The organism is Mesorhizobium sp. RCAM 05104 (genome assembly GCF_059683645.1).
In genome coordinates, this window is the sequence record NZ_CM185033.1 from 1408689 (window position 1) to 1434718 (window position 26030).

23 protein-coding genes are annotated in these 26030 nt (G+C 63.7%); 18 read left to right on the forward strand and 5 right to left on the reverse strand.

The window, feature by feature from the left end; all coding sequences use genetic code 11:
• Positions 1-9 precede the first annotated feature (9 nt).
• From AC56QP_RS07300 to AC56QP_RS07315, 4 genes are read right to left on the reverse strand one after another with little or no spacing between them, the layout of a single operon-like run.
• Entirely contained in the window at positions 10-1050 is a 1041-nt protein-coding gene (locus AC56QP_RS07300; protein ID WP_489860319.1) for a heme-dependent oxidative N-demethylase family protein, read from the reverse strand.
• 9 nt (positions 1051-1059) lie between these two features.
• Positions 1060-2025 carry a PDR/VanB family oxidoreductase gene (locus tag AC56QP_RS07305; protein WP_489860318.1) on the reverse strand — a complete coding sequence of 322 codons (966 nt, stop codon included), beginning with the start codon at positions 2023-2025 and terminating at the stop codon, positions 1060-1062.
• Positions 2022-2618, reverse strand: coding sequence for a dimethylamine monooxygenase subunit DmmA family protein (locus AC56QP_RS07310; protein ID WP_489860317.1), 597 nt, complete (start codon positions 2616-2618; stop codon positions 2022-2024). Before AC56QP_RS07310 ends, AC56QP_RS07305 begins: the two co-directional genes overlap by 4 nt.
• Positions 2619-2658: 40 nt before the next feature.
• Positions 2659-3792 (reverse strand): aminomethyl transferase family protein, encoded by a 1134-nt coding sequence (locus tag AC56QP_RS07315; protein WP_489860316.1) that lies wholly within the window; start codon positions 3790-3792, stop codon positions 2659-2661.
• Positions 3793-4077: 285 nt separating this feature from the next.
• Here AC56QP_RS07315 and AC56QP_RS07320 point away from each other — a divergent pair, with 285 nt between their 5' ends.
• The 18 genes from AC56QP_RS07320 to AC56QP_RS07405 all read left to right on the forward strand — a co-directional run bounded on the left by AC56QP_RS07320 (position 4078) and on the right by AC56QP_RS07405 (position 25332).
• Positions 4078-4365: a hypothetical protein gene (locus AC56QP_RS07320; protein ID WP_489860315.1), complete on the forward strand. Its 288-nt coding sequence runs from the start codon at positions 4078-4080 to the stop codon at positions 4363-4365.
• Between the two features lie 12 nt (positions 4366-4377).
• Positions 4378-4755 (forward strand): hypothetical protein, encoded by a 378-nt coding sequence (locus AC56QP_RS07325; protein WP_256749873.1) that lies wholly within the window; start codon positions 4378-4380, stop codon positions 4753-4755.
• A gap of 15 nt (positions 4756-4770) precedes the next feature.
• Entirely contained in the window at positions 4771-4932 is a 162-nt protein-coding gene (locus AC56QP_RS07330; RefSeq protein WP_172351483.1) for a hypothetical protein, read from the forward strand.
• 14 nt (positions 4933-4946) lie between these two features.
• On the forward strand, positions 4947-6341 hold the full coding sequence (locus AC56QP_RS07335) for an APC family permease (protein ID WP_489860314.1): 1395 nt from the start codon (positions 4947-4949) through the stop codon (positions 6339-6341).
• Positions 6342-6386: 45 nt separating this feature from the next.
• Complete coding sequence (locus AC56QP_RS07340; protein ID WP_489860313.1) at positions 6387-7076, forward strand: hypothetical protein; 690 nt, start codon at positions 6387-6389, stop codon at positions 7074-7076.
• Entirely contained in the window at positions 7073-7402 is a 330-nt protein-coding gene (locus AC56QP_RS07345; RefSeq protein WP_489860312.1) for a hypothetical protein, read from the forward strand. Before AC56QP_RS07340 ends, AC56QP_RS07345 begins: the two co-directional genes overlap by 4 nt.
• An 85-nt stretch (positions 7403-7487) precedes the next feature.
• A complete protein-coding gene (locus tag AC56QP_RS07350) occupies positions 7488-8384 on the forward strand; it encodes a class II glutamine amidotransferase (protein ID WP_489860311.1) in 897 nt (298 codons plus the stop codon).
• Positions 8385-8388: 4 nt separating this feature from the next.
• Positions 8389-9114, forward strand: coding sequence for a GltB/FmdC/FwdC-like GXGXG domain-containing protein (locus AC56QP_RS07355; RefSeq protein WP_489860310.1), 726 nt, complete (start codon positions 8389-8391; stop codon positions 9112-9114).
• A 6-nt stretch (positions 9115-9120) separates the two neighbouring features.
• On the forward strand, positions 9121-10449 hold the full coding sequence (locus AC56QP_RS07360) for an FMN-binding glutamate synthase family protein (RefSeq protein WP_172351489.1): 1329 nt from the start codon (positions 9121-9123) through the stop codon (positions 10447-10449).
• 40 nt (positions 10450-10489) lie between these two features.
• Positions 10490-11797, forward strand: coding sequence for a type III glutamate--ammonia ligase (gene glnT, locus AC56QP_RS07365; protein ID WP_091576536.1), 1308 nt, complete (start codon positions 10490-10492; stop codon positions 11795-11797).
• 35 nt (positions 11798-11832) lie between these two features.
• The gene (locus AC56QP_RS07370) at positions 11833-13086 is read left to right on the forward strand and encodes a sarcosine oxidase subunit beta family protein (RefSeq protein WP_489860309.1); all 1254 of its coding nucleotides are present in this window, start codon (positions 11833-11835) and stop codon (positions 13084-13086) included.
• A 16-nt stretch (positions 13087-13102) separates the two neighbouring features.
• Positions 13103-13378, forward strand: a complete 276-nt coding sequence (locus AC56QP_RS07375; protein ID WP_489860308.1) for a sarcosine oxidase subunit delta — start codon at positions 13103-13105, stop codon at positions 13376-13378.
• Positions 13378-16359, forward strand: a complete 2982-nt coding sequence (locus tag AC56QP_RS07380; RefSeq protein ID WP_489860307.1) for a sarcosine oxidase subunit alpha — start codon at positions 13378-13380, stop codon at positions 16357-16359. The genes AC56QP_RS07375 and AC56QP_RS07380 overlap by 1 nt, the downstream gene beginning before the upstream one ends.
• A complete protein-coding gene (locus AC56QP_RS07385) occupies positions 16352-16981 on the forward strand; it encodes a sarcosine oxidase subunit gamma (RefSeq protein WP_489860306.1) in 630 nt (209 codons plus the stop codon). The genes AC56QP_RS07380 and AC56QP_RS07385 overlap by 8 nt, the downstream gene beginning before the upstream one ends.
• Positions 16982-17108: 127 nt before the next feature.
• On the forward strand, positions 17109-19478 hold the full coding sequence (locus AC56QP_RS07390) for a trimethylamine N-oxide demethylase (protein WP_489860305.1): 2370 nt from the start codon (positions 17109-17111) through the stop codon (positions 19476-19478).
• A gap of 252 nt (positions 19479-19730) precedes the next feature.
• Entirely contained in the window at positions 19731-21440 is a 1710-nt protein-coding gene (locus AC56QP_RS07395; protein WP_489860304.1) for a trimethylamine N-oxide permease, read from the forward strand.
• A gap of 180 nt (positions 21441-21620) precedes the next feature.
• Positions 21621-23723: an oxidoreductase gene (locus tag AC56QP_RS07400; protein ID WP_489860303.1), complete on the forward strand. Its 2103-nt coding sequence runs from the start codon at positions 21621-21623 to the stop codon at positions 23721-23723.
• 70 nt (positions 23724-23793) lie between these two features.
• Complete coding sequence (locus AC56QP_RS07405; RefSeq protein ID WP_489860302.1) at positions 23794-25332, forward strand: trimethylamine methyltransferase family protein; 1539 nt, start codon at positions 23794-23796, stop codon at positions 25330-25332.
• Here the strand turns inward: AC56QP_RS07405 and AC56QP_RS07410 are convergent.
• Entirely contained in the window at positions 25329-26009 is a 681-nt protein-coding gene (locus tag AC56QP_RS07410; protein WP_489860301.1) for a TetR/AcrR family transcriptional regulator, read from the reverse strand. The genes AC56QP_RS07405 and AC56QP_RS07410 overlap by 4 nt on opposite strands.
• Between the last annotated feature and the right edge of the window lie 21 nt (positions 26010-26030).

The window sequence follows — 26030 nt, forward strand, 5'->3', positions numbered from 1 at the left end:
CAGCACACCTTAATCCGGCCCGAAGCCTGCTGATGTCGGGCTGCCGTCGTCGAGCTTGGACAGCCACTCGACCAGCGTCGGCCTATAGCGCGTCAGACCCTTGTAGTTGGCGAGTTCGTCCGGCAGGTCGCGGATGACGCGATGCAGGCGCCTTGCCCATTTCGGCTGCGTCACCAGTTCGTCCATCTTGATCAGGTAGCAGCGGATCGGGAAGACGATGCCATTCGAGCGCGGCAGCCGCCAGAAACTCTGCAGCTCGACGCGCAGATGCACCTTGTCGCCGACGTTCTCCGGTGTCACCGTCGTCCGGTCCGGACCCCATTTGTGATAGTTTTCCGGGCTCGTATCGAGGCGCGGATTGATGGTCATCGTCCAGTTCAGGCGCCGCGCCGGCTTGCCTTGCTGGATGTTGGTGAGGAATTTCAGCGCCCGGGTGAAGATCCCCTTCTCATGCGCCAGCGGCACCGGTGCGTGCCACTCGAAGAAGTTCATGCCGATGTCGAAATCGAGCGACCAGTCGGCCTGGGTGGTGACCATGCCGGCATCCATCCACAGATTGCCGTCGCGCTGGTCGAGGATGCAGAAATCGCCCTGGCTTTGGCGGGTGATATACTCCATCGGCCCGTAAGGCAGCGTCGAGGTGTCACCGAAGGTGAAGGTGTCGTCGATGCCGAGCGGCCGGTTGATCCAGCGCCAGCGGTCGCCGTCGCGGGTCAGCGTGAAATGCTCGGGATAGCCCAGCGCCTGCTGCTCCATCAGCAGCTCCAGCAGGTCCCAGCCGGCCAGCGTCATGTGCGGCAGCGACTGGCAGCGCAACGGGTCCTCGGCCAGCACCAAAGCCCGGTCCTGCATCTCGGCGACATAGTGCTCGTCGACGTCGATCAGGTTTTCCAGCACGCTGCCCTTCGGCCCGACGACATGCGGCTCGATGTTGACCGCATACATGTAGGCGTCTTCGTGGAAGGGGAACGGAAACCGCCTGATATGCTCCGGGCTGTTCTTGAAGGTGAAGTCGTCGCGGAACGTTTCCTTGCGGAAGGTGATGCCCATCATTTCCTCCTACCGCTCCAGCACCAGCGACCGGCCCTCGAAGCGCGACACGCACGGCATGATCTTGCAGCCGGAGCGGTGGTCTTCCTCGCTCAGCCAGTGGTCGTTGTGGATGAACTTGCCATCATAGGAGACGACATTGGTTTCGCACTGGCCGCAGACGCCGCCCCGGCAGAGGTAGGGCGGATCGACACCGGCGGCCTCGATCGCTTCCAGGAGACTCTGCTGTTCATCGACCCTGATGGTCTTGCCGCTGACCGCCAGCGTCACGTCGAACGGCAGCCCAGGCTGCGGTGCCGCGAAATGCTCGAAATGCACGGTCTCCCCCGGCCAGCCCAGCGCGGCCGCCCGGTCGCGCACCCAGCCGATCATGCCTGAGGGGCCGCAGACGTAGAGATGCGTGCCGAGCGGTTGTGTCGACAGCAGCCGGTCGAGCTCGATGCGCTCGTCGCGGTCGTCATGGTAGAGCCTGATACGCCGGTCGTAGCGCTCCCGCAGCACATCGGCATAGGTGCCGAGCGAAGCAGTGCGGCAGGTATAATGCAGTTCGAAGTTGCCGCCTTCCGCCGCCAGTTGCGCGGTCTGCGCCATGAACGGCGTGATGCCGATGCCGCCTGCCAGCATCAGGTGCTTCCTGGCACGCAGGTCGAGCGAGAACAGATTGACCGGATAGCTGATCACCATCTCCAGGCCGGGCCTGACGCTCCTGTGCATGAACAGCGAGCCGCCGCGCCCGACATCGTCGCGGCGCACCGAGATCGTGTATTCTCGCGTGTCGAGCGGCGAGCCCATCAGCGAATAGGGATTGAGCCGGGTGCGCTCGCCGTCGCGCATCTCGACCACGACATGGGCGCCGCCGGAAAAGGTCGGCAACAGCTGCCCGTCGCGCCGGCGGAAATGGAAGCGGGTGACCAGTTCGTTGACCGGGACGACGTCGCTGACGACGACATCGAGCTTGGTGGTGCCGGTGCTCATCGGAAGATCTCCTCCATCGGAGGGATTTCGCTGCGATCCTCGGCGTTGATGCACACACCCTGAAAGGCGGCGATGCGCCTGGAATAGTGATCGCGCACCAGAAGCAGCAGGCCGCAATGCGCGCAGGTTGCCGGCTGCGTCGTCACATTCTCGGTGATGCCCTTGCAGTGGACGCACTGCATGCGGCGCGCCAGCGAGCCGCGATGCTCGGTCTGGATCGAGGTGTGGTCGATGCCGGCTTCGAGTGCCACCTGCATGGCCTGGCCAATCAGGCCTTCGGTGCCGGCAAGATAGAGACGCAAGCCCATGTGCGCGTTGGCCAGCGTTTGCTTCAACCGGGGCAACAGGCTGGCGAAGGACGGCGCCTGATGAAACTGCGCCGGCTTCAGCGCTTCGAGGGCGGCGACATGCTTGCCGTCGGGCCCTGGAATGAAGTCGATTTCGGCGCCGTCGAAAAACCCGGCGGGGACTCTTCCGGCCATGTCCGATATAGCGAGCGCACCCTCGGCATCGGCGATAAAAAGATGGTGCTTGCCGGGTTGCGGAGACAAGGTTCCGTAAACGGGCCGGCTGATGATGCTTTTGGCTGCCATTTAAGTCTTCGTGCCTCGAACCCTCGCTGTCGACTATGCCTCAACCTTTCGCCGTGCGCTTGGTCTTCTTGGGATCATCGAAGGGAAGCGGCTGCGCTGTCGCCTTGATGGCGCCGCTCCTATTGCGGATTTCCAGCTTGGTGTCCTTGACCGCGCAATCGATGTCGAGGCGGGCGATGCCCATCGATTTCTTGACCAGCGGCGAATACATGGCGCAAGTCACCACGCCGACTTGTCTGCCGTCGCGATAGACGGGCGCGCCCTCGTCGGCCGGCTCCTTGCCGTCGAGCAGGACGCCGTAGATCTTGAAGCGCTCCTTGCCTTTGAGGCGATAGTGTTCCTCTGCGCCGCGGAAGCCGGTCTTGCCCGGGCTGACGGTGAAGTCGAGGCCGAGTTCCCACAGCGTGTCGCCGGGGCCTTCATTCTCGAACGGGTACTTCTGCGAATTGTCGTAGGGGTAGAACAAGAGGTAGCTTTCGACGCGCAGCATATCGAGCGTGGTGAAGCGGCACGGAATGATGCCGGCGCTCTTGCCCTCGTCGAGGATCCTGTCCCAGATCGTGCCGGCATCCTGGCCGCGGCAGAAGATCTCGTAGCCGCGTTCGCCGGTGTAGCCGGTGCGCGAGATCATCACGGGCAAGCCGAACAGCTGCGTCTGCATGTGATGGAAATAGTTGAGATCACGAATGCCCGGCACATGCTTGGCCAGATAGTCGACCGATGTCGGCCCCTGCAGCGACAAATCATGCAGATTGTCGTCGAAGCGCAGCGACACGTCGCGGCCCATGGCCGCGCGCTGCAGTTCCTCATGGCCGGTGCCCGAACCGTGCACGACCATCCAGGCGTTCGGGCCGGTGCGGTAGAGGATGCAGTCGTCGGTGAATTTTCCCGCCTCGTTCAGCATGCAGGCATAGGCCGACTTGCCCGGATAGATCTTCTCCACGTCGCGCGTGGTGGCAAGGTCGATGAGGTGCGAGGCATGCGGCCCGGTGATGTGGACCTTCTTCAGGCCCGACACATCCATCAGCCCGGCCTTGGTGCGGATGGCGATGTATTCCTCGTCGGCATCCTTGTCATAGGTCCAGGCGGTTCCCATGCCGCTCCAGTCTTCGAGCTTCGAACCAAGCGCGCGATGGCGATCCGCCAGGGTCGAAAATCTCCAGGATGCCGTCATCCGCCAGTCCTCCGTCCGAAAATCCTGCTGTTCCCTGCTCCTTTGCACACAGGCCGGAGCTTTGGTCGAATATTGATCGTAAACGCGGGAGGCCTGCAATCCCCTGCAAGCAAATAATTTCATTGTCAGGCAAAATCGACCGCCGAACCAAACGGTTAACTCAACGTAAATTCGCCTTGACAATTGCAGAATTCGGTCTGAATTTATGAAAAAAATTTCACTCTCTTGAAAGAGGGCGGCGGACGGTGGATTCGGAACCGGGCGTCGGCAAAAAGGGGAAAACCGATGTCAGACCTGCAGCAGCGTATCGAGGCGCTATACCGTTCCGACCTGCGCGGATCCGCGCTGCTGATCATCTGCCTGTGGGCGACGATCCTCTTCGTCCTGCTGATGACCTGGCCACACATACCCGATGCCGGGATCAAGCTCGTGGTGGCAATCGCCGCCGCCGCGGTGCTGATCTTCAACACGGCCGCCATCCTGGCGATGGTCAAGCACTACAAGGAAGACAAGGACTTCATCTACGGACTCGACATCAAGAACGCCGACGCCTTCCGCAACCGCAAGTCCTGAGGGGTAGAAAGCATGTCCCGCTACACGCCGCCGGAGCAGAGCAAGGCCGGGCAGATCTTCGATATCGTCGTCGTGGTGGTCGCCATATTCGTGGCGCTGTGGCTGCCGCTGAAGCTGGGTCTCGCCGGAGCTGCGAAGTCCATCGATGTACTCGACGCAAAGACCTGGGAAGCGCTTGGCCAGAACCCGACCATGGCCTCGATCTGGGAAAGGCTCGGCTACACGCCGGAAACGGCGCACGACATCATCCAGAACCGTTTCCATTACGTGATCGACTGGCCGACGCTGATCATCATGGCCGCGGTGCTGATCGGCTATTTCGTGTTCCTGTTCCGCGCATCCGACCGCGAATATCGCGACGTCATCAATGAAAAGTTCGACGACAAGTAATCCGGGGGACGCATCATGTGGGTGGCACTCTCTTACGCATCTTGGGGCATATCGATCGTGCTCGCTCTGTGGATGCTCTACGACTGGTTCAAGGTGGATACCACCTACACCGAGGATGTCCTGACTTCCTCACGCGAAGGCGAGCTTGAAGCCGTTTCCGAAAAACACCGGATCTGAGTGGGGATTGAACAATGACGATCACGCTTGAACCGGCAATCCACGGAGACAGGGTTTCACTGCTGCGCGTGCTTGGCCCAGCCCATGTCTGGGCGCTCGGCGTCGGCATCGTTCTGGTCGGCGAATTCACCGGCTGGAATTTTGCCGCCGACAAGGGCGGCGCGCTGGCGGCGCTGATCGTCTGCTGGATCGTCGGGCTGCTCTATACCTCGGTCGCCATGATCGATTCCGAGGTGACATCGACCGTCGCCGCCGCCGGCGGCCAATACGCGCAGGCCAAGCACATCGTCGGCCCGCTGATGGCTTTCAACGTCGCGCTGTTCCTGGTCTTCGCCTACACGATGCTGGAAGTGTCCGATGCCATCCTGCTCGGCGACACCATCGTCGCCAAGGCCGGCGTCGAAGGGCTTACGCATAATTCCTTCATCGCCGCCACCATCGTGGTGCTGGCGTGGCTCAACTATCGCGGCGTGCTGATGACGCTCAACGTCAACTTCGTCATCACGGCGATCGCCTATATCTCGATCGTCATCCTGTTCTTCTCGGTCAGCCCATGGACGCAGGGCGCCGTGCTGAAGCTCAATGAGTTGGTCACTCCCGAAAACGCCCTGCCCTATGGCTGGATCGGCGTCATCGCCGCCTTCCAGTTCGGCATCTGGTTTTATCTCGGCATCGAAGGCACAACGCAGGCGGCCGAGGAAGTGCGCTCGCCGGCCCGCTCCCTGCCCTACGGCACCATGGCTGGCATGATCACGCTTTTGATCGCCGCCGCCATGACCTGGTATGTCTGCGCCTCGCTGATGCCGTGGGAATATCTCGGCATCACCTACTATCCGCTGTGGGACGCCGGCAAGCTGACCGGCAGCCCGCTGCTCGAGAACCTTTTGTTCATCGCGACGCTGCTGGCGGCACTTGCATCGGCCAATGGCTGCATCAACGACGCGGCACGGGCCTGGTTCTCGCTCGGCCGCGACCGCTATCTGCCGAGCTGGTTTTCGGCCGTGCACCCAAAATATCGCACGCCCTATCGCTCGATCCTGTTCCTTTTGCCGATCGCGCTTGCCTTCGCCTTCATCGCCGACCTCAACCAGGCGATCACCTTCTCGATCCTGTCGGGAGTGCTGCAATATACGTTCATGAGCATCAACATCCTCATGTTCAGGAAGAAGTGGCCGCTCGGCTCGATCCGCCGCGGCTACACGCACCCCTTCCATCCGCTGCCGGCGATCGTCCTGTTCTGCCTGTGCGTGGTGACCTTCTTCGCGATCTTCCTCGGCTTCGGTTCGCAGCTGATCGCGATGGTCGCCTTCTACTTCCTGATCTCGCTGTGGTTCCATTTCTACCGCTACAAATTCGTGCGGCGTGGCGACCAGTTCACCATGCCGTGGCCGAAGCCGCAGGGCTATTGATGGGAGAAGGCCCGTCCGGATACCGGGCGGGCCTGGCATGACAAAATGTCCGAGGTGACGTCAGCACTGCTTGCCGGAGCAATTGTCCTGGCTCTCGTCCTTCACCTTGCCTGGCTGGCGCGCACCAGCCGCAACAGGGCGGCAGTGGCGCTCGCCGTCGAGCAAGCCAACATCCGCACCGTCATTGCCGACGCAGCCGACGTCTCTGACGGCACCGCCGGTGTCCTTACCTGGGAAGGATCTTGGAACGGCCAGCGCGTCCAGATACGCACCATCGTCGACACGCTGGCGACGAGAAAACTTCCGGCGCGCTGGCTGAGCGTCTCGATCACCGAAAAGGTGGCGGTGCCAGGCACGTTCGACATGATGATGAGGCCGGGGTCGCCAACGACCTTCTCCAATTTCGATCATCTCGATCATACGCTGCCGAAGAGTTCGGCATTGCCGGCCGAGGCCTTGGTGCGGACGGATCGCAAAGGCGTCCGCTTCCCGCAGGAGATCATCGCCGATCACCTGGGGATCTTTTCCGAAGGGCGCGCCAAGGAACTGCTGATCACTCCGAACGGAGTGCGCGTCGTCTGGCTGCTGGCAGAGGCGGAACGCGCACGCTACGGCGTCTTCCGGCAAGCCGAATTTGGCGACGCCACGCTGGATCCGGCGCTGATCGAGAGACTGCTGGAATCAGCGTCGACGCTTCGCGACGCCATCAACAGAAACGAACGGCAAGCCGCATGACCAATTCAACCGCCGCACCCGCGCCTCCAAACCCCTATCTGGTACTCGGCGCGGCAATCGTCCTGCCGGCTAGCGGACACGTCATTCTCGGCGTGCCGGTGCGTGGCTTGCAGTTTCTTTTCTTCATGGTGATCCTGGCATGGGTGACGGCCAAGATCGCCCCGCCTGACGCCAGCTTCGTCGGCCGCCATGCGGGTGGCTTCCTGATCTATGCGCTGTCGGTCCTCGATGCCTACAAATTGGCACGCATCCGCCATGCCCAATGGGTTCACAAGGCCCGCCAGGGCAGCGATAGTGGGCATGGCGGCATTGCGCCGCATACGTAACTAGAGGAAAATTTTTTTCATACGATTGAATTTATGGGACTCATTCGATACATCATCTTCTAGCTACAAACGCCGGGAGGCTGACATGTGTGGAATCGTCGGACTTTTTTTGAAGGACAAGTCGCTTGAGCCCCAGCTCGGCTCGATGCTGTCGCAGATGCTGATCTCGCTCAGCGATCGCGGTCCGGACAGCGCCGGCATCGCCATCTACGGCGCGCCTTCCAAGAATGAGGCCAAGATCACCATCCAGTCGGCCAAGCCGGAGCGCGATTTCCGCGGACTCGACACCGAACTCGCCAAGGCCATCGGAACGCCGGTGAGCATCGTGGTGAAATCGACCCATGCCGTGGTCAGGACCACGCCCGCCAAGATCGACGAAGCGCGCGAGGCCATCCAGGCACTGCGCCCCGACATCCGCATCATGGGCGCCGGCGACGTTGTCGAAATCTACAAGGAAGTCGGTCTGCCGGAGGCGGTGGTCGACCGTTTCGACGTCCGCAGCATGACTGGCACGCATGGCATCGGCCATACCCGCATGGCGACGGAATCGGCGGTGACGACGATGGGCGCGCATCCGTTCTCGACCGGCGCCGACCAGTGCCTGGTGCACAACGGCTCACTGTCGAACCACAACAATGTCCGCCGCGAACTGGTTCGCGAAGGCATGAAATTCGAGACCGAGAACGACACCGAAGTCGCGGCTGCCTATCTCTCCTCGCAGATGGCGCACGGCAAGAATCTCGGCGAGGCGCTGGAAGGCACCCTCTCCGACCTCGACGGCTTCTTCACCTTCGTCGTCGGCACCAAGAACGGCTTCGGCGTCGTGCGCGATCCGATCGCCTGCAAGCCCGCAGTCATGGCCGAGACCGACCAGTATGTCGCCTTCGGCTCGGAGTATCGCGCGCTGACCAAACTGCCCGGCATAGACAATGCGAGGGTCTGGGAACCGGAGCCCGCAACCGTCTATTTCTGGGAGCATTGAGTTCATGCCGGCAACCTCCAAGGCAACGCGCGACCAAAGCCACGCGCGCGTCTTCGACCTCGACGTCATGTCGCTGCGCGAGCTCAACCAGGCGCTGCACAATCTGACGCCCGGCTCGAATGAAACGGCATGGGAAGTGCTGAACCCGAAGGGCAATCATTCGGTCGCCGTCGGCGTCGATCAGCCTGTTACCATCGATGTGCGCGGCAGCGTCGGCTATTACTGTGGCGGCATGAATGACGGCGCCACGATCACAGTACACGGCTCGGCGGGACCCGGCGTCGGCGAGAACATGATGTCGGGCTCGATCATCATCAAGGGCGACGCCAGCCAGTATGCCGGCGCCACCGGCAAGGGTGGCCTGCTGGTCATCGAAGGCAACGCGTCGTCACGCTGCGGCATCTCGATGAAGGGCATCGACATCGTCGTGCGCGGCAATATCGGCCACATGTCGGCCTTCATGGCACAGTCCGGCAATCTGGTGGTGTTGGGCGACGCCGGCGATGCGCTGGGCGATTCCATCTACGAGGCGCGGCTTTTCGTGCGCGGCAATGTCGACAGCCTTGGCGCCGACTGCATCGCCAAGGAGATGCGGCCCGAACATCTGGAATTGCTGCAAGGCCTGCTCGACCGCGCCGGCGTGACTGGCATCAAGCCGACGGAATTCAAGCGTTACGGCTCGGCGCGCACGCTCTACAATTTCAATATCGACAACGCCGACGCGTATTGAGGCAGCATGACCTACAAGAATCCGCCGACGACGCCGCGCAAATCCGCGACCTTCGACGACTACACGCTTTCCGAAATCCGCCGCGCCGCGGCGACCGGCATCTATGACATCCGTGGCGGTGGCGCCAAACGCAAGCTACCGCATTTCGACGACCTCCTGTTCCTCGGCGCCTCGATCTCGCGCTATCCGCTCGAAGGCTATCGCGAGCGCTGCGACACCAGTGTCGTGCTGGGCTCCCGCCATGCCAAGAAGCCGATCGAACTGAAGATCCCGATCACCATAGCCGGGATGAGCTTTGGTTCGTTGTCCGGCCCGGCGAAAGAAGCCCTCGGCCGAGGCGCGACGCTGGCCGGCACTTCGACCACCACGGGCGATGGCGGCATGACCGAGGAAGAGCGCGGCCATTCCAAGACGCTGGTCTATCAGTACCTGCCATCCCGCTATGGCATGAACCCGCGCGACCTGCGCCGGGCGGATGCCATCGAGGTCGTTGTCGGCCAGGGCGCCAAGCCCGGTGGCGGCGGCATGCTGCTCGGCCAGAAGATCTCCGACCGCGTGGCCGAAATGCGCACGCTGCCGAAAGGCATCGACCAGCGCTCGGCCTCTCGCCACCCCGACTGGACCGGTCCCGACGATCTCGAGATCAAGATCCTCGAACTGCGCGAAATCACCGACTGGGAAAAGCCAATCTACGTCAAGGTCGGCGGCGCGCGCCCCTACTACGATACAGCGCTCGCGGTGAAGGCCGGCGCCGATGTCGTCGTCGTCGACGGCATGCAGGGCGGCACGGCCGCCACGCAGGAAGTGTTCATCGAGAATGTCGGCCAGCCGACACTCGCCTGTATCAGGCCGGCGGTGCAGGCGCTGCAGGATCTCGGCATGCACCGCAAGGTGCAGTTGATCGTCTCCGGCGGCATCCGCAACGGCGCAGATGTCGCCAAGGCGCTGGCGCTCGGCGTCGATGCCGTGTCGATCGGCACAGCCGCCCTTGTCGCGCTCGGAGACAACGATCCTCGCTGGGAGGCCGAATACAACGAACTCGGCACCACGGCCGGCGCCTATGACGACTGGCACGAGGGACGCGACCCGGCGGGCATCACAACGCAGGACCCGGAACTGATGAAGCGGGTCGACCCGGTGGCCGCCGGACGCCGGCTGGCGAACTACCTCAAGGTGATGACGCTCGAGGCGCAGACCATTGCCCGCGCCTGCGGCAAGAACAGCCTGCACAATCTCGAACCCGAGGACCTCGTCGCCCTGACGATCGAGGCCGCCGCCATGGCCGGCGTGCCGCTGGCCGGCACCAACTGGATACCGGGGAAAAACGGCTTCTAAGACATCAGATCACCAAAAATACCATAAGCGAGGAATTATAATGGGGAACGATCTCGCCGCATTCGCCAAAGAGAACGGCGTCAAGTATTTCATGATTTCCTACACCGACCTGTTCGGTGGCCAGCGTGCCAAGCTGGTGCCGGCGCAGGCGATCGCCGACATGCAGAAGGATGGCGCCGGCTTTGCCGGTTTCGCTACCTGGCTGGATCTCACGCCGGCACACCCGGATATGCTGGCGGTGCCGGACCCGGCTTCGGTCATTCAGCTGCCATGGAAGCCCGATGTCGCCTGGGTCGCCGCCAACTGCATCATGGACGACAAGGAGGTCGATCAGGCGCCGCGCAACACACTGAAGCGGCTCATCGCCGAGGCGGCGAGTGACGGCATGCATGTGAAGACCGGCGTCGAGGCCGAATTCTTCCTGATCTCGCCCGACGGCAAGACGATCTCCGACGAGTACGATACCGCGTCGAAGCCTTGCTATGACCAGCAAGCGGTGATGCGCCGCTATGACGTCATCGCCGAGATCTGCGACCACATGCTGGCGCTCGGCTGGGGCGCCTACCAGAACGACCACGAGGATGCCAACGGTCAGTTCGAGATGAACTGGGCCTTCGACGATGCGCTCGCCACTGCCGACAAGCACTCCTTCTTCAAGTTCATGGTCAAGTCGATCGCGGAGAAGCATGGCCTGCGCGCCACCTTCATGCCAAAACCCTTCCAAGGCCTGACCGGCAATGGCTGCCATGCCCACATCTCGGTCTGGGACAAGGCCGGCAAGACCAATGTCTTCGCTGACAATTCGATGGAGCTCGGCCTCTCCGCAAAGGGCAAGAACTTCCTCGGTGGCATCATGAAGCATGCCTCGGCCCTGGCCGCGATCACCAACCCGACGGTCAACTCCTACAAGCGCATCAACGCGCCGCGCACCATCTCGGGCGCGACCTGGGCGCCGAACACGGTGACCTGGACCGGCAACAACCGCACCCACATGGTGCGCGTGCCCGGCCCCGGCCGTTTCGAACTGCGCCTGCCCGACGGCGCCGCCAACCCCTATCTGCTGCAGGCGGTCATCATCGCCGCCGGCCTCGACGGCATCCGCTCGAAGGCCGACCCTGGCAAGCGTTACGACATCGACATGTACCAGCACGGTCATACCGTGAAGGGCGCGCCGAAGCTGCCGCTCAACCTGCTCGACGCCTTGCGCGAGTTCGACAAGGACAAATCGCTCAAGGCGGCGCTGGGTGAGGAATTCTCGTCGGCCTACCTAAAGCTGAAGCACCAGGAATGGAATTCCTATGCTTCGCACTTCACGCAATGGGAGCGCGACCACACGCTGGATATCTGACTGCCCAGCGGTGCGAGCGACCTCGGAATGAACGTATGAAATACTCGATCTTCTCGCTCGCTCGCGCCGCGCTTTCCGGTCACAAGAACTGGCAACGCACCTGGCGCGATGCCACGCCGAAGGACCACTATGACGTGGTGATCATCGGTGGTGGCGGCCATGGCCTGGCAACCGCCTGGTTCCTGGCCAGCGAGTACGGCATCAAGAATGTCGCCGTGCTGGAAAAAGGCTGGATCGGCTCCGGCAATGCCGGCCGCAACACCACCATCATCCGCTCCAATTACGGCCTGCCCGGCAACACCGGCTTCTACGAATTGTCGATGAAGCTGTGGGAGCGGATGGAGCAGGATCTCAACTACAACGCGATGGTCAGCCAGCGCGGCGTCGTCAACCTCTACCATTCCGACGCGCAGCGCGACGCCTATGCGCGGCGCGGCAACACGATGCGCATCAATGGCATCGACGCCGAACTGCTCGACCTCGCCGCGGTCAAGAAGATGATGCCGTTCCTGAACTTCGACAATGCGCGCTTTCCCGTGCAGGGCGGGCTGTTGCAGCGGCGCGGCGGCACAGCACGACACGACGCCGTGGTCTGGGGCTATGCCCATGCGGCGAGTGCCCTCGGCGTCGACATCATCCAGAACTGCGAGGTGACGGGCTTCGTGCGCGACGCCAATGGCAAGGTGACCGGGGTCGAGACTTCGCGCGGCAAGATCGGCGCCGGCAAGGTCGGCATGGCGGTTGCCGGCTCATCGTCCCGGGTCGCGGCGATGGCGGGCCTGCGCCTGCCGATCGAAAGCCATGTGCTGCAAGCCTTCGTCTCCGAGGCCATCAAGCCGCTGCTGCCCAACGTCATGACCTTCGGTGCCGGCCATTTCTATGTCAGCCAGTCGGACAAGGGCGGGCTGGTCTTCGGCGGCGACATCGATGGCTACAATTCCTACGCCCAGCGCGGCAACATGCCTGTGATGGAGGACGTCTGCGAAGGCGGCATGGCGCTGATGCCGATGATCGGCCGCATACGTCTGCTGCGCCAGTGGGGCGGCATCATGGACATGTCGATGGACGGCTCGCCGATCATCGACAAGAGCCCGGTGGACGGCCTCTACCTCAATGCCGGCTGGTGCTATGGCGGCTTCAAGGCGACGCCGGGATCGGGCTTCGTCTTTGCCCATCTGCTGGCCCGCGACACGCCGCACGAAGAGGCCGCAAGGTTCCGCCTCGACCGCTTCCGGCGCGGTGCGATGATCGACGAAAAGGGCCAGGGCGCCCAACCGAACCTGCACTGAGGACGGTCAAGAAACCATGCGTATTGTCTGTCCCTTCTGCGGCGAACGCGAACTCGGCGAGTTCACCTATCTCGGCGACGCCAAGCCGGTGCGGCCAGTGCCCGGCGCTTCGGAAGACGAGGTGTTCGACTATGTCTATCTGCGCGACAATGTTGCCGGTGAAACGAGCGAATACTGGTACCACGGCGGCGGCTGCCGGGCGTGGCTTAAGGTCGCCCGCAACACGCTGACGCATGAGATTTCTTCGGTCGAGCCGGCAGCGGGCGCCGGTGCCGCCAAGGTTGGCGCGTGATGGCCGGCGCGCAGACACACCGGCTGGACAAGGGCGGTCTTATCGACCGCTCGGCGTCGCTGAACTTCCGCTTCGACGGCAAGACTTTTTCCGGATTCCAGGGCGACACGCTCGCCTCCGCACTGATCGCCAATGGCGTCAAGCTGGTCGGCCGTTCGTTCAAATATCATCGCCCGCGCGGCATCCTGACCGCAGGCTCGGAAGAGCCCAACGCGCTGGTCGAATTGCGCACGGGCGCCAGGCGCGAGCCGAACACCAAGGCAACGACCGCCGAACTCTATGAAGGGCTCGAGGCCGCCAGCCAGAACCGCTGGCCGTCGCTGCGCCACGATGTGATGTCGGTGAACCAGCTGTTCGCGCCGATCTTCGTCGCCGGCTTCTACTACAAGACCTTCATGTGGCCGGCGAAATTCTGGGAAGCGATCTACGAGCCGGCGATCCGCCGCGCCGCCGGCCTTGGCCGCGCCGCCGGCGTTGCCGATCCCGACCACTACGACAAGGCCTGGGCGCATTGCGATGTGCTGATCGCCGGCTCCGGCCCGGCCGGTCTGGCGGCAGCACTCGCCGCCGGTCGCAGCGGCGCCCGCGTTGTCCTGTGCGAAGAGGATTTCACGCCCGGTGGCCGCCTGCTGTCGGACGGCGGCACGATCGACGGCGTTGCGGCAGCCGAGTGGCTGTCGCGGACGCTGAGCGAACTCGCGGCGATGCCCGATGTCCGCATCATGACCCGCACGACGCTGTTCGGCGTCTATGATGGCGGCACCTATGGCGCGATCGAACGGGTCAACGACCATTTGCCCTTACCGCCCGAGCACCAGGTGCGCCAGCGGCTGTGGCGAATCGTGGCCAAACGCTGCGTGGTCGCCGCCGGCGCCCTTGAGCGGCCGATCGTCTTTGCCGGCAACGACACGCCCGGCGTGATGATGGCTTCGGCGATGCGGACCTATATCGCCCGATACGCCGCAACGCCGGCAAAACGCATCGCACTGTTCACCAACAATGAGGATGGCTGGCGCACGGTCGAGACAGCCCTCGATGCCGGGTTGCAGATCGCGGCAGTGATCGATGCGCGCTCGGACGTGTCGGCCGCCCATCGCTCGCTGGCCTCCAAGAACGGTTTTACTGTGCTGCATGGCTCCGTCAGTGGCGTCGATGGTGGCAAGGATGGCATCAGGAAAATTGCCGTCTCGCTCGCCGGCGGCGCACGCGCTGAAGTCGAGGCCGACGGGCTTGCCGTCTCCGGCGGCTGGAACCCTGCAGTCGGGCTGACCTCCCATCATCGCGGCCGGCCGAAATGGCGCGACGACATCGCGGCCTTCGTGCCGGATGGCGCGCCTCCCGGCATGGTTGCCGCCGGCGCGGCCAATGGCGCCTTCGGGCTCGACGCCTGCCTGAGCCAGGGATTTGCGGCGGGTGCCGCCGCAGCGCATGATGCTGGGCACAGCGGCAAGGCGGGTACAGCGCCGATCGCCGACAACGAAGCGTTCTCGCTCACCCCGCTCTGGCACGTCGCCGGCAAGGGCAAGGCCTTTGTCGACTACCAGCACGATGTGACGGCGTCCGACATCGAACTGGCGCAGCGCGAAGGCTTTGAATCGGTCGAGCACCTGAAGCGCTATACGACGCTGGGTATGGCGACCGACCAGGGCAAGACCTCCAACGTCGCCGGCCTCGCCATCATGGCGGCGGTGAGCGGCCGGTCAATTCCCGAGACCGGCACGACGATCTACCGGCCGCCCTATGTGCCGGTCGCCATCGGCGCCTTCGCCGGCCATCATCGCGACGAGACTTTCCATGCGACGCGGCTGACGCCGTCGCATCACTGGGCCGTGGAACAAGGCGCTGTCTTCGTCGACACCGGCCTGTGGAAGCGCGCGCAATGGTATCCCCGCGCCGGCGAGAAGGACTGGCTGGAATCGGTGACCCGCGAGGTACAGGCGGTGCGCGGCGGTGTCGGCTTCTGCGACGTCTCGACCCTCGGCAAGATCGACGTGCACGGCGCGGATGCCGGCGCCTTCCTCGATCGCGTCTACATCAACACCTTCTCCAATCTTGCCGTGGGCAAGGCCCGCTACGGGCTGATGCTGCGCGAGGACGGCATCGTCTATGACGACGGCACGACGTCGCGGCTGGCCGAGGACCATTATTTCCTGACCACCACCACCGCCAAGGCCGGACTGGTGATGCAGCATCTCGAATTCTGCCGGCAGGTGCTGTTTCCGGAACTCGACGTGCAGTTGACCTCGGTCTCAGACCAGTGGGCGCAATTCTCGATCGCCGGACCGAAGACCCGCGACCTACTGAAAGAAATCGTCGATCCGGCCGAAGACCTTTCCAATGAAGGCTTTCCGTTCATGGGCGCCCGCGAAGTGGCGTTGCGCGGCGGCATCAAGGCAAGGCTGTTCCGCATCTCGTTCTCAGGTGAGATGGCGTTCGAGATTTCCGTGCCGGCACGCTTCGGCGATGCCATGGCACGCAATTTGATGCTGGCGGGCGCGCCATGCGGCGTGACGCCTTACGGCACCGAGGCGCTTGGCGTCATGCGGGTCGAAAAGGGTCACGTCGCCGGCCCAGAGCTGAGCGGAACGACAACGGCGGCCGATCTGGGGCTGGGCAAGATGATGTCGACCAAGAAGGACTATATCGGCCGCGTCATGGCGGGGCGCGAAGCACTGGTCGCGCCGGATCGTCAGGTCGTCGTCGGCATCAAGCCCACGGATAAGGCACGACGTCTGCGTTCGGGCGCGCACATCATCCCGAAGGGACAGACACCCGGCCCGGGCAACGACCAGGGCTACGTCACCTCGGTGTGTTTCTCGCCGACGCTCGACCAGTGGATCGGGCTCGGCCTCGTCGAGCGCGGGCGCGAGCGCATCGGTGAAGTCGTCCATGCGCATGACCCGCTGCGCGGCGAAGACTATGATGTCGAACTGTGCAATCCCGTCTTCTACGATCCGGATGGAGGGCGCCAGCGTGGCTGAGTTTTCCTGGGCTCCGCGCAGTCCGCTCGGGCATGCGCTTGTCACCGGCACGCATGGTGCACGCGATATCGAGGCCGGCGTCTCGCTGACCGAGATCCGCGATTTCGACCTGATCCAAGTGATGGCGCGGCGCGGCCAGGCGGCTGAACTGGCAAAGGCGGCAATGGCCCGCTTCGGCGTGGCGGCGCCAGATGCGCCCAAGGCGGTGCAGACCTCGGACGCCACGCTTATCTGGTCGGGGCCGGATCAGTTTTTCGTGCTGTCGAAGGGCGGCAAACACACAATGCAAACGCTGGCGCCGGCCTTGTCCGGCCCCGCCTCGCTGTCGGACCAGTCGCATGCCCGTGCTCTGATCGGCATTTCCGGATCGAAGGCGCGCATCATGCTGGCCAAGCTGTCGTCGATCGACCTGCACCCGGGAGTATTCCCCATCGGCTCGGCTGCTGCGACATCGATGGATCACACCAGCGTCACGCTCTGGCGCGGCGGCGACCGGCCGGATGGGCAGGCGGTGTTCAACCTTCTGGTGTTTGCGACCTTCGCCGAAGGCCTGTGGCACACGATGCTTGATGCTGCCGCTGAATACGGCGTCGACATCCGCCACTCCGAGGAACTGGCCTAGTTTTCAGCCCTGCTGGCGATGGGTAGCCGCCACGTCCGCCTTGCCAAATACGGCCTTGCTGCCTATTCTTGCTGCTAAAATAATTTCACATACAGGCAAACTTGTTTCTCGAACCGCAAGGGCTGAGATGAGCCAGTCTCCCTACCCTGCAATCGCAGCCGGACCGCCCAAGCCGAGTCTTATCCTGAGGCCCGGCCAGATCGCGCTGCCGCCGGGCATGGAGCGTTATACGATCCAGGGTAACGGCGCGGTTCTCATCGAGGTCGAAGCCGGCGACACAATCACCGTGCGCAATGTCGAGGGTGGGCAGGCCTGCGAACTGCTGGCCTGGGACAAGACCGGAGCGACCGATACCGGCATTTTTGGTGAGACATCGAACAGCAATGCCGCCGGCATCAAGGCGCTCCTCGCCGAGGGCGATGACAGTCTCGCCGCACTTCGGCGTGGGCTCGCGCGCCGTCAGGTGCAGATCGACCAAGCCAGGGCGTTGCGTGTGTTTGGCGCCACCACACCCGCCGGCACCGAGCAGGGTTTCACTGCCCTGCGCGACGGCTCGATGGTCATCGCCGCCCCCGGTGGGCCGATGCTGGTTGACGCCCACGACACGGCGACACCGCTCACGGTTATCGTCCGGCGGGCCACCATCCGTCCGGCGGCGAAATCGCAGCTGGCCGACCCGCTCGCCGATCCGGTGCTCGATTTGCGCGTCCACTCGGCGACGGCGGAATCCTATTTCGTCAAAGCCGGGGACTATCTGCAGATCATCGATGTCGACGGGCGCCAGTGCACCGACTTCCAGTGCTTTTCGGCGCGCAAGCTGGACAAAGGCCTCGACCATCCTCTCGACGTGACCACGACGCGTACGCTGATGGGATCGAGCTACCCGATGCCCGGCCTGCACTCGAAGTACTACGACCAGGACATGGAGCCGCTGGTCGAGGTGGTGCAGGACACGTGCGGCCGGCATGACGCCTTTGCGCTCGCTTGCGCGGCCAAATATTACGACGACATCGGCTATCCCGGCCACACCAACTGCTCGGAGAACTTTAATCGCGCGTTGTCGGGCAAGGGCGTCAATCCGCGCGCCGGCTGGATGGCGATCAACTTCTTCTTCAACACGGCAATCGACGCGCATGGCGTCATGGTGTCCGACGAGCCGTGGTCACGGCCGGGCGACTATGTGCTGCTGCGCGCTCTCACCGACATCGTCTGCGTTTCCTCCGCCTGCCCCGACGACACGACGCCGGCCAATGGCTGGAACCTGACCGACATCCATGTGCGGACCTATTCCGGCCAGCACAAATTCTCGCGAGCGATCGCCAGACGCATGACGCCCGATTCGGAACCCAAAATGACCCGCGAGACATCATTTCATTCGAGCTTTGCCAAGCACACCCGCAACTTCGTCGAGTACCGGGGCTACTGGCTGGCCAATTCCTTCGCCAAGCAAGGTCCGATCGACGAATACTGGGCCTGCCGGCAGGACGCCGTGATCATGGACCTGTCGCCGCTGCGCAAATTCGAGGTCACCGGCCCCGATTCCGAGGCCTTGCTGCAATACACGCTGACCCGCGACGTCAAGAAGCTCGGCGTCGGCCAGGTCGTCTATTCGGCGATGTGCTACGAGCACGGCGGCATGATCGACGACGGCACGCTGCTGCGGCTCGGCAAGGACAATTTCCGCTGGGTCGGCGGCGACGATCTGTCCGGCGAATGGCTGCGCGAGACGGCGGCGAAGCTCGGCCTCAACGTGCTGGTGCGTTCGTCGACCGACCAGATGCACAATGTCGCCGTGCAGGGGCCGAAGAGCCGCGACATTCTCAGGCAGGTGATCTGGACCTCGCCGCTGCAGCCGTCGATCGAGGAACTCGAGTGGTTTCGTTTTGCTGTCGCGCGCATTGGCGGCGGCAACGGTATTCCCATCGTTGTCTCGCGCACCGGCTATACGGGCGAGCTCGGCTATGAGATCTGGTGCCATCCGCGTGACGCAGAGAAAGTGTTCGACGCGATCTGGGAGGCGGGCCAGCCGCATGGGCTGAAGCCGATGGGGCTGCAGGCGCTCGACATGGTGCGCATCGAGGCCGGGCTGATCTTCGCGGGCTACGAGTTCTCCGACCAGACCGATCCCTTCGAGGCCGGCATCGGCTTCACCGTGCCGCTGAAGACCAAGACCGATGACTTCATCGGCCGCGAGGCGCTGATCCGGCGCAAGGAGAACCCGCAAACAAAGCTGGTCGGCCTCGACATCGACGCCAATGTCACCGTGGGCCATGGCGATTGCGTCCATGTCGGTCGCGCGCAGATTGGCGTGGTTACCTCCAGCATGCGCTCTCCCCTGTTGAACAAGAACATCGCGCTGGCGAGGCTCGATGTCACCCATGCCGCTGTTGGCACCGAGGTCGAAATCGGCAAGCTCGACGGCCACAGCAAACGGCTGCCGGCCCGCGTCGTCGCTTTCGCGCATTACGACCCTCAGAAGACCAGACCGCGCTCCTGACGGCCGCTTTCGCGACGCACAGACCAGCCGGTCGATGGTGTCGCCGGACGCGTGAGCCCGCACGCTCGCAAGCGTTATGTGCACGGCGCCACAAAACGCTTGACGTGAAAGCGCGCCGGATCAATCTTCACTCTTAAGAAAAAAATACGACTGAGTGGAAACACAGCAGTCGTGCCATCACATGCCGGGGACAAGCTTCGCGAAGCCGAGGCACCGCCGGTGGGGAACAGCAAAAAAGGGGAATTCACACATATGAGCACGATAAGCACGGCCCTGGAGCAGCCTGCCGAAAGCAAGCTGCTGAGGCATATCGACTGGCGCGGCGCTTTCTGGGTGGCAAGCGGCGTTCCGGCGCTGGTCCTGTTCTCGATCGGCGGCATTGCCGGCACGACCGGAACATTGGCCTTCCTGATCTGGACGGCGTCCATGATCATGGGCTTCCTGCAATCCTTCACCTATGCCGAAATCGCCGGCCTGTTCCCGAACAAGTCCGGTGGTGCCTCGATCTACGGCGCCACCGCCTGGCTGCGTTATTCGAAGTTCATCGCGCCGCTATCGGTGTGGTGCAACTGGTTCGCCTGGTCACCGGTGCTGTCGCTCGGCTGCTCGATCGCCGCCGCCTATATCCTCAACGCGCTGGCGCCGGTGCCGCTGTTCACCGATGCCTCGCCGGATGTCGTCGCCTATATCGCGGCGCATGCCGGAACGAGTGCAGCAGACGCCGTCACGGCGGTGACCGCGGCCGCCACGCCGGCAATCCGCAACTGGACGCTATACAGCCACACGCTGGGTCCGGTTTCCTTTACGCTGAACGCAACCTTCTTCATCGGCGCGGTGCTGATGCTGATCATCTTCTCGATCCAGCATCGCGGCATCCTGGGCACGGCCAATGTGCAGAAATATATCGGCCTGCTGGTCATCATCCCGATGCTGATCGTCGGCGTCGTGCCGATCGTCACCGGCCAGATCAACTGGGCGAATTTTTCGCCGCTGGTGCCGCTGGCAGCCGCCTATGCGCCCGAGCCCGGCGCTTGGAATATCGCCGGCTGGACCCTCGTGCTTGGCGGCATGTTCATCGCCGCGTGGTCGACCTACGGCTTCGAGACCGCCGTCTGCTACACCTCGGAGTTCAAGAACCCCGGTACCGACACGTTCAAGGCCATCTTCTATTCCGGCCTGTTGTGCATGCTGCTGTTCATCCTGGTGCCCTTCACCTTCCAGGGCGTGCTGGGGCTGAACGGCATGCTGGCAACACCGATCGTCGATGGCTCCGGCGTTGCCGACGCGCTGGCCGGCATGGTCGGTGGCGGAGCGCTGATTCACAGCTTGCTGGTGATGCTGATGATCCTGGCGCTGGTGCTGTGCATCATGACGGCGATGGCGGGTTCTTCGCGCACACTCTATCAGGGCTCCGTCGACGGCTGGCTGCCGCGCTATCTCAGCCACGTCAACGAACATGGCGCGCCGACCAGTGCCATGTGGACCGACCTCGTCTTCAACCTGATCGTGCTGGCCATCGCCTCGGCCGATGCCACGAGCTTCTTCTTCATCCTCGCCGTGTCGAACTGCGGCTACATCATCTTCAACTTCCTCAACCTCAACGCCGGCTGGATCCATCGCATCGACAACGGCCATATCGCGCGGCCATGGAAGGCACCGAGTTGGCTGCTCGGCGTCGGCGCCATCTTCGCTTACGTCAATGCGATCTTCATGGGCGCCGGTGCCAAGGTCTGGAACCCGATGGCACTGTGGGCCGGGCTGATCACGGCTGCCCTGATCATCCCGGTGTTCTGCTACCGGCACTACATCCAGGATGGCGGCAAGTTCCCCGACCATATGATGGCGGACCTCGGCATGACGGGTGCCGACCTCTCGGTCAAAAAGGCGGGAATGCTGCCCTATCTGACGCTGGTCGCCGGTGTCGTGGTGATGCTGCTCGCCAACTGGTTTTTCGTCATCTGACCAGGGCCTTTGACCGGGCGCCGATCAGCGCCCGGTCCGCATCCTCCCTATGATCACAATCCATCCCAGCGAAAGCCGGGATGGATTTTTTGTTGTTTGCCTCCCTGCCCATTGCGCGGCGCCCGGCGTGCGAATATGCTTGTTGTACGATCGTTCAACAAGCATATTCGAGAAGCCTCGATGCCGTGCAATCCCCGCTATGAAATCCTGTTCGAGCCGATGCGGATCGGGCCCGTCACCGCGCCGAACCGCTTCTATCAAGTGCCGCATGCCAGCGGCATGACCAACGCGCTGCCGCGGGTGCGCGCCGCCTTTCGCGAGGCCAAGGCCGAGGGCGGATGGGGCGTGATCTGCACCGGGGCCTGTTCGATCGACCCGAGTTCTGACGACGCACCGTTGCCTTTCGCCACGATGTGGGACGACAACGATATCCGCGCGCATGCGCTGATGACGGAGGCGGTGCACCGCCATGGCGCCCTTGCCGGCGTGGAACTGTGGCACGGCGGCGCATCGGTCATGAACAGGACAAGCCGCCTGCCGCCGCTGTCACCGTCGGGAATTCCGTGGATGGCCACGCATGTCGGCTTCATGGGCAATTTGCGGCCGAAGACGATGGACAAGGCCGATATCAAGGAAGTGTTGCGATGCCAGGCCGAAGCGGCGCGCAAGGCGCGCAGGGCCGGCTTCGACATTGTCTATGTCTACGCCGGCATGGGCTATCTCGGCTACGAGTTCCTGCTGCCGGAATACAACCACCGCACCGACCAATATGGCGGACCGATCGAGAACCGGGTGCGCTTCGTGCGCGAGATGATCGAGGTCACCAAGGACGCTGTCGGCAAGGATTGCGGCGTCGCCTTGCGGGTAAGCCTCGAGGAATTGCGCGGCAGGCCCGGCCGCAACCAGCCCTCCGAGGCGCACGAGCTGGTCGAGTTGCTCGCCGACCTGCCCGACCTGTTCGACGTGAAGATGGATTCCAGTCCGACCGACTGTTCGGCGTCGCGCTTCACTGGGGAAGGCAGCCACGAGCCGGTGATCGATTTCGTCAAGTCGCTGACGAAGAAGCCGGTGGTCGGCGTCGGCCGCTTCACCTCGCCCGACACCATGGTCTCGCAGATCAGGCGCGGCGTGCTGGACTTCATCGGCGGCGCGCGCCCCTCGATCGCCGACCCCTTCCTGCCGAACAAGATCCGTGAGGGCCGCGAGGCCGAGATCCGCGAATGCATCGGCTGCAACATCTGCATTTCGAGCTGGCATGACGGCGTGCCGGTGCGCTGCACCCAGAACCCGACCGCCGGCGAAGAGTGGCGGCGCGGCTGGCACCCCGAACGGGTCGAGCGCGCCGATAGGCCTGAGCGGATCCTGATTGTCGGCGGCGGACCGGCCGGGCTCGAATGCGCGCTCACGCTCGGCCGTCGCGGCCATGAGGTAATGCTCGCCGACGGCAGCCGGTCCTTCGGCGGGCGGCTGACCTTCGAGAAGACCTTGCCCGGCCTCTCGGCCTGGAACCGCGTCGTCGACTACCGGCTCGGGCGCCTCGACGAGATGAGCAACGTCTCGCTCTATCCCGAGAGTCCCATGGGCGCGGACGAGATCATTGCCGTGGCACCGGACCGCGTGGTGCTGGCGACCGGCGCACGCTGGACCGATATGCTCTACTCCTCGCTGGAGATACCGGTCGGCCGGCTCGACCGTCCCGATGTGCTGACCCCGGACGACATTGCCGGCGGGCGGCTTCCTAAGGGACCCACTTTGGTTTTCGATTTCGATAATTACTACATGGGCGGCGTTCTCACCGAACATCTGGCCGCGCAGGGCATCCCGGTCAGCTACGCGACCCCGGCGGGCCAGGCGTCCGCATGGACGATCATGACCAACGAGTTGCCGCTGGTGCATCGCGCGCTGGCGCGGCGCAAGGTGCCGGTGGCCACACTGCATATCCTGAAGTCCTTTGACGGCGAGACGGCAATACTGGCGCATCTGTTCACCGGTGAGGAAACCCGCGTGGCCTGCCGCTCGGTGGTGATCGTCGGGCTGAGACTGCCGCGCAATGAGCTGTTCGAGACGCTGACCGAACGGGCGGATGAGCTTGCGGCCGCCGGCATCCGCAATGTCGATCGCATCGGCGACGCGCTGGCGCCAGGGGCCATTGCGCACGCAGTGCACAGCGGCCACAAGCTCGCTCAGGAGATCGGTGCAAAGATCCGCTGGCAGCCCTACCGCCGCGACACGCCGATCGTCGACGCGGTGGCGGATTTCGACATGCGCACAGCAGCCGAATAGCGCAGTTCCAGGAAAAGTGTGAAGCGGTTTTCCGTTCGAAATTGCGTCAAACAAGGAGGTCTAGAGAGCCATGGAGCGCATCACGGCACGTCGCAGACCCGGCCGCCCGCAGCGCGAGATCGGCGGCATCGAGCAGCGGCCATGGAAACAGCTGACACGGCCCTATGCGCCGATCGAGATCCTGTCGGCCGACCAGGTGCAGACGATCCACGAAATGGGGCTCACCATTCTCGAAGAGATCGGCATGCGGGTGCTGCAGCCGCAGGCGCGCCAGTTCTATCGCGCGGCCGGCTGCGACGTCGACGAAGGTCAGATGCGTGTGCGCTTCGACCGCGCCATGGTCATGGAGCGCGTCGCCTTGGCGCCGTCATCCTTCGAACTGCGCGCCCGCAATCCGCGGAAGAACGTCAAGGTCGGCGGACGGCACTGCATCTTGTCGTCGGTGGGCGGACCAGCCTATGTCATGGACAATGATCGCGGTCGCCGTCCCGGCACTTATGCCGAGATGTGCGACTACTTGAAACTCATCCAGTCGTTCAACGTGCTGCACCAGGAAGGCGGCGGGCCCTTCGAGCCGCTCGACCTGCATCAGAACACGCGCCATCTCGACCTCTACTATGCCGAGATCACGCTGCTCGACAAGAACTGGCAACCGCAAACCCTTGGTCAGGGTCGCGCCATCGACGCGTTGGAAATGGTGGCGATTTCGCTCGGCACGACGCGCGAAAACCTCGCGCGGGAAATGCCGGTGTTCACCGGCATCATCAACACCAATTCGCCGCTGCAGCTCGACGAGCCGATGGCCGAAGGCCTGATCGCATTGGCCGAGCATGGCCAGGTCAATGTCATCACGCCGTTCACGCTGGCCGGAGCGATGAGCCCGGTGACGCTGGCCGGCGCGCTGTCACAGCAGCATGCCGAGGCGCTGGCCGGCATCGTGCTGACCCAGATCGTGCGTCCGGGCGTGCCGGTGATGTATGGCGGCTTTACCTCCAATGTCGACATGAAGACCGGCGCGCCGGCCTTCGGCACGCCCGAATACACGCAGGCCGCGCAGATCACCGGGCAGCTCTGCCGGCTGATCGGCGTGCCGTTCCGCTCCAGCAATGTCACCGCCGCCAACTCGGTCGACGCGCAGGCCGCCTATGAAAGCGCCATGTCGCTGTGGGGCTGCCTGATGGGCGGCGCCAATCTGGTGCTGCACGCCGCCGGCTGGCTCGGCGGCGGGCTGACGGCGTCGTTCGAGAAACTGGTTATCGATGCCGAGATGCTGCAGATGATGTGCGCCTATTTCGAACCGCCGGTGGTCGATATCGACACGCTGGCACTGGACGCCGTGCGCGAGGTCGGTCCAGCCGGACACTTCTTCGGCGCGGCGCACACGATGCAGCGCTACGAGCGCGCCTTCTATTCGCCGCTGGTGTCCAACTGGGACAACTACGACACATGGATGGAGCGCGGCCAGGTCACGGCGCGCGAGCGGGCCAACGTCATCTGGAAGCGCATGGTCGCCGAATACGAACAGCCGCCGATCGATCCCGGCATCGACGAGGCGTTGCGCGACTATATGGAACGCCGCAAGCGTGAAGGCGGCTCACCGCTGAACTAGGCCCCCCGCAAAGGCCCGACCTGCGCCTCCAGCATTTCAAAGCCGGCGGCCTCGGCGGCCTGCGGCGTCACCACGCTTTCGTCGAGACACCATTCGAGCCAGAGCCCGTCGACCAGGGCGATGAAATTGCGCGCCAGTGCCGGCGCATCGACATCCCTGCCGCGCGGCTTTGCGACCGCCGCGATGTCCTCGGCGAGTTCCGCCCGATAGGCGTCGTAGAGTTCGCGATGCGCTGCCTTGAGACGCGGGTTGACGGCAATTTCGCCCCACAGCGACAGCCAGATCAGCAGGTTGTCACGGCTGAAATAATCGGGCGAGAAATTGGAGTGCACCAGGGCGGCGAGCGCTGCCTGCGGCGACCAGTCCGAAGTCTCGGCGCGGCGTCGCTTGGCTTCGGCGATCTGGTTGTTGACGCTGGCATAGAGCGAGGATTTGTAGACCTCGACCAGCAGCCCGTCGCGGCCTTCGAAATAGTGGTTGATGAGGCCACGCGAGACACCAGCCTCCTTGCAGATGCGATCGACGGTGAAGGCGCCGATGCCGCCGACCGACAGGCATCGCGTCGCCGCCTCGATCAGCATGGACCGGCGCACATCAGCCTGTTCGCGGCTGAAGCGCGGCGGCGACTTCTTGGCGCCGCGCTTCTTTGTGGCAGTTGCTGGTTGGGCTTCCGTCATGGACCCCAGCTAATCGATTGC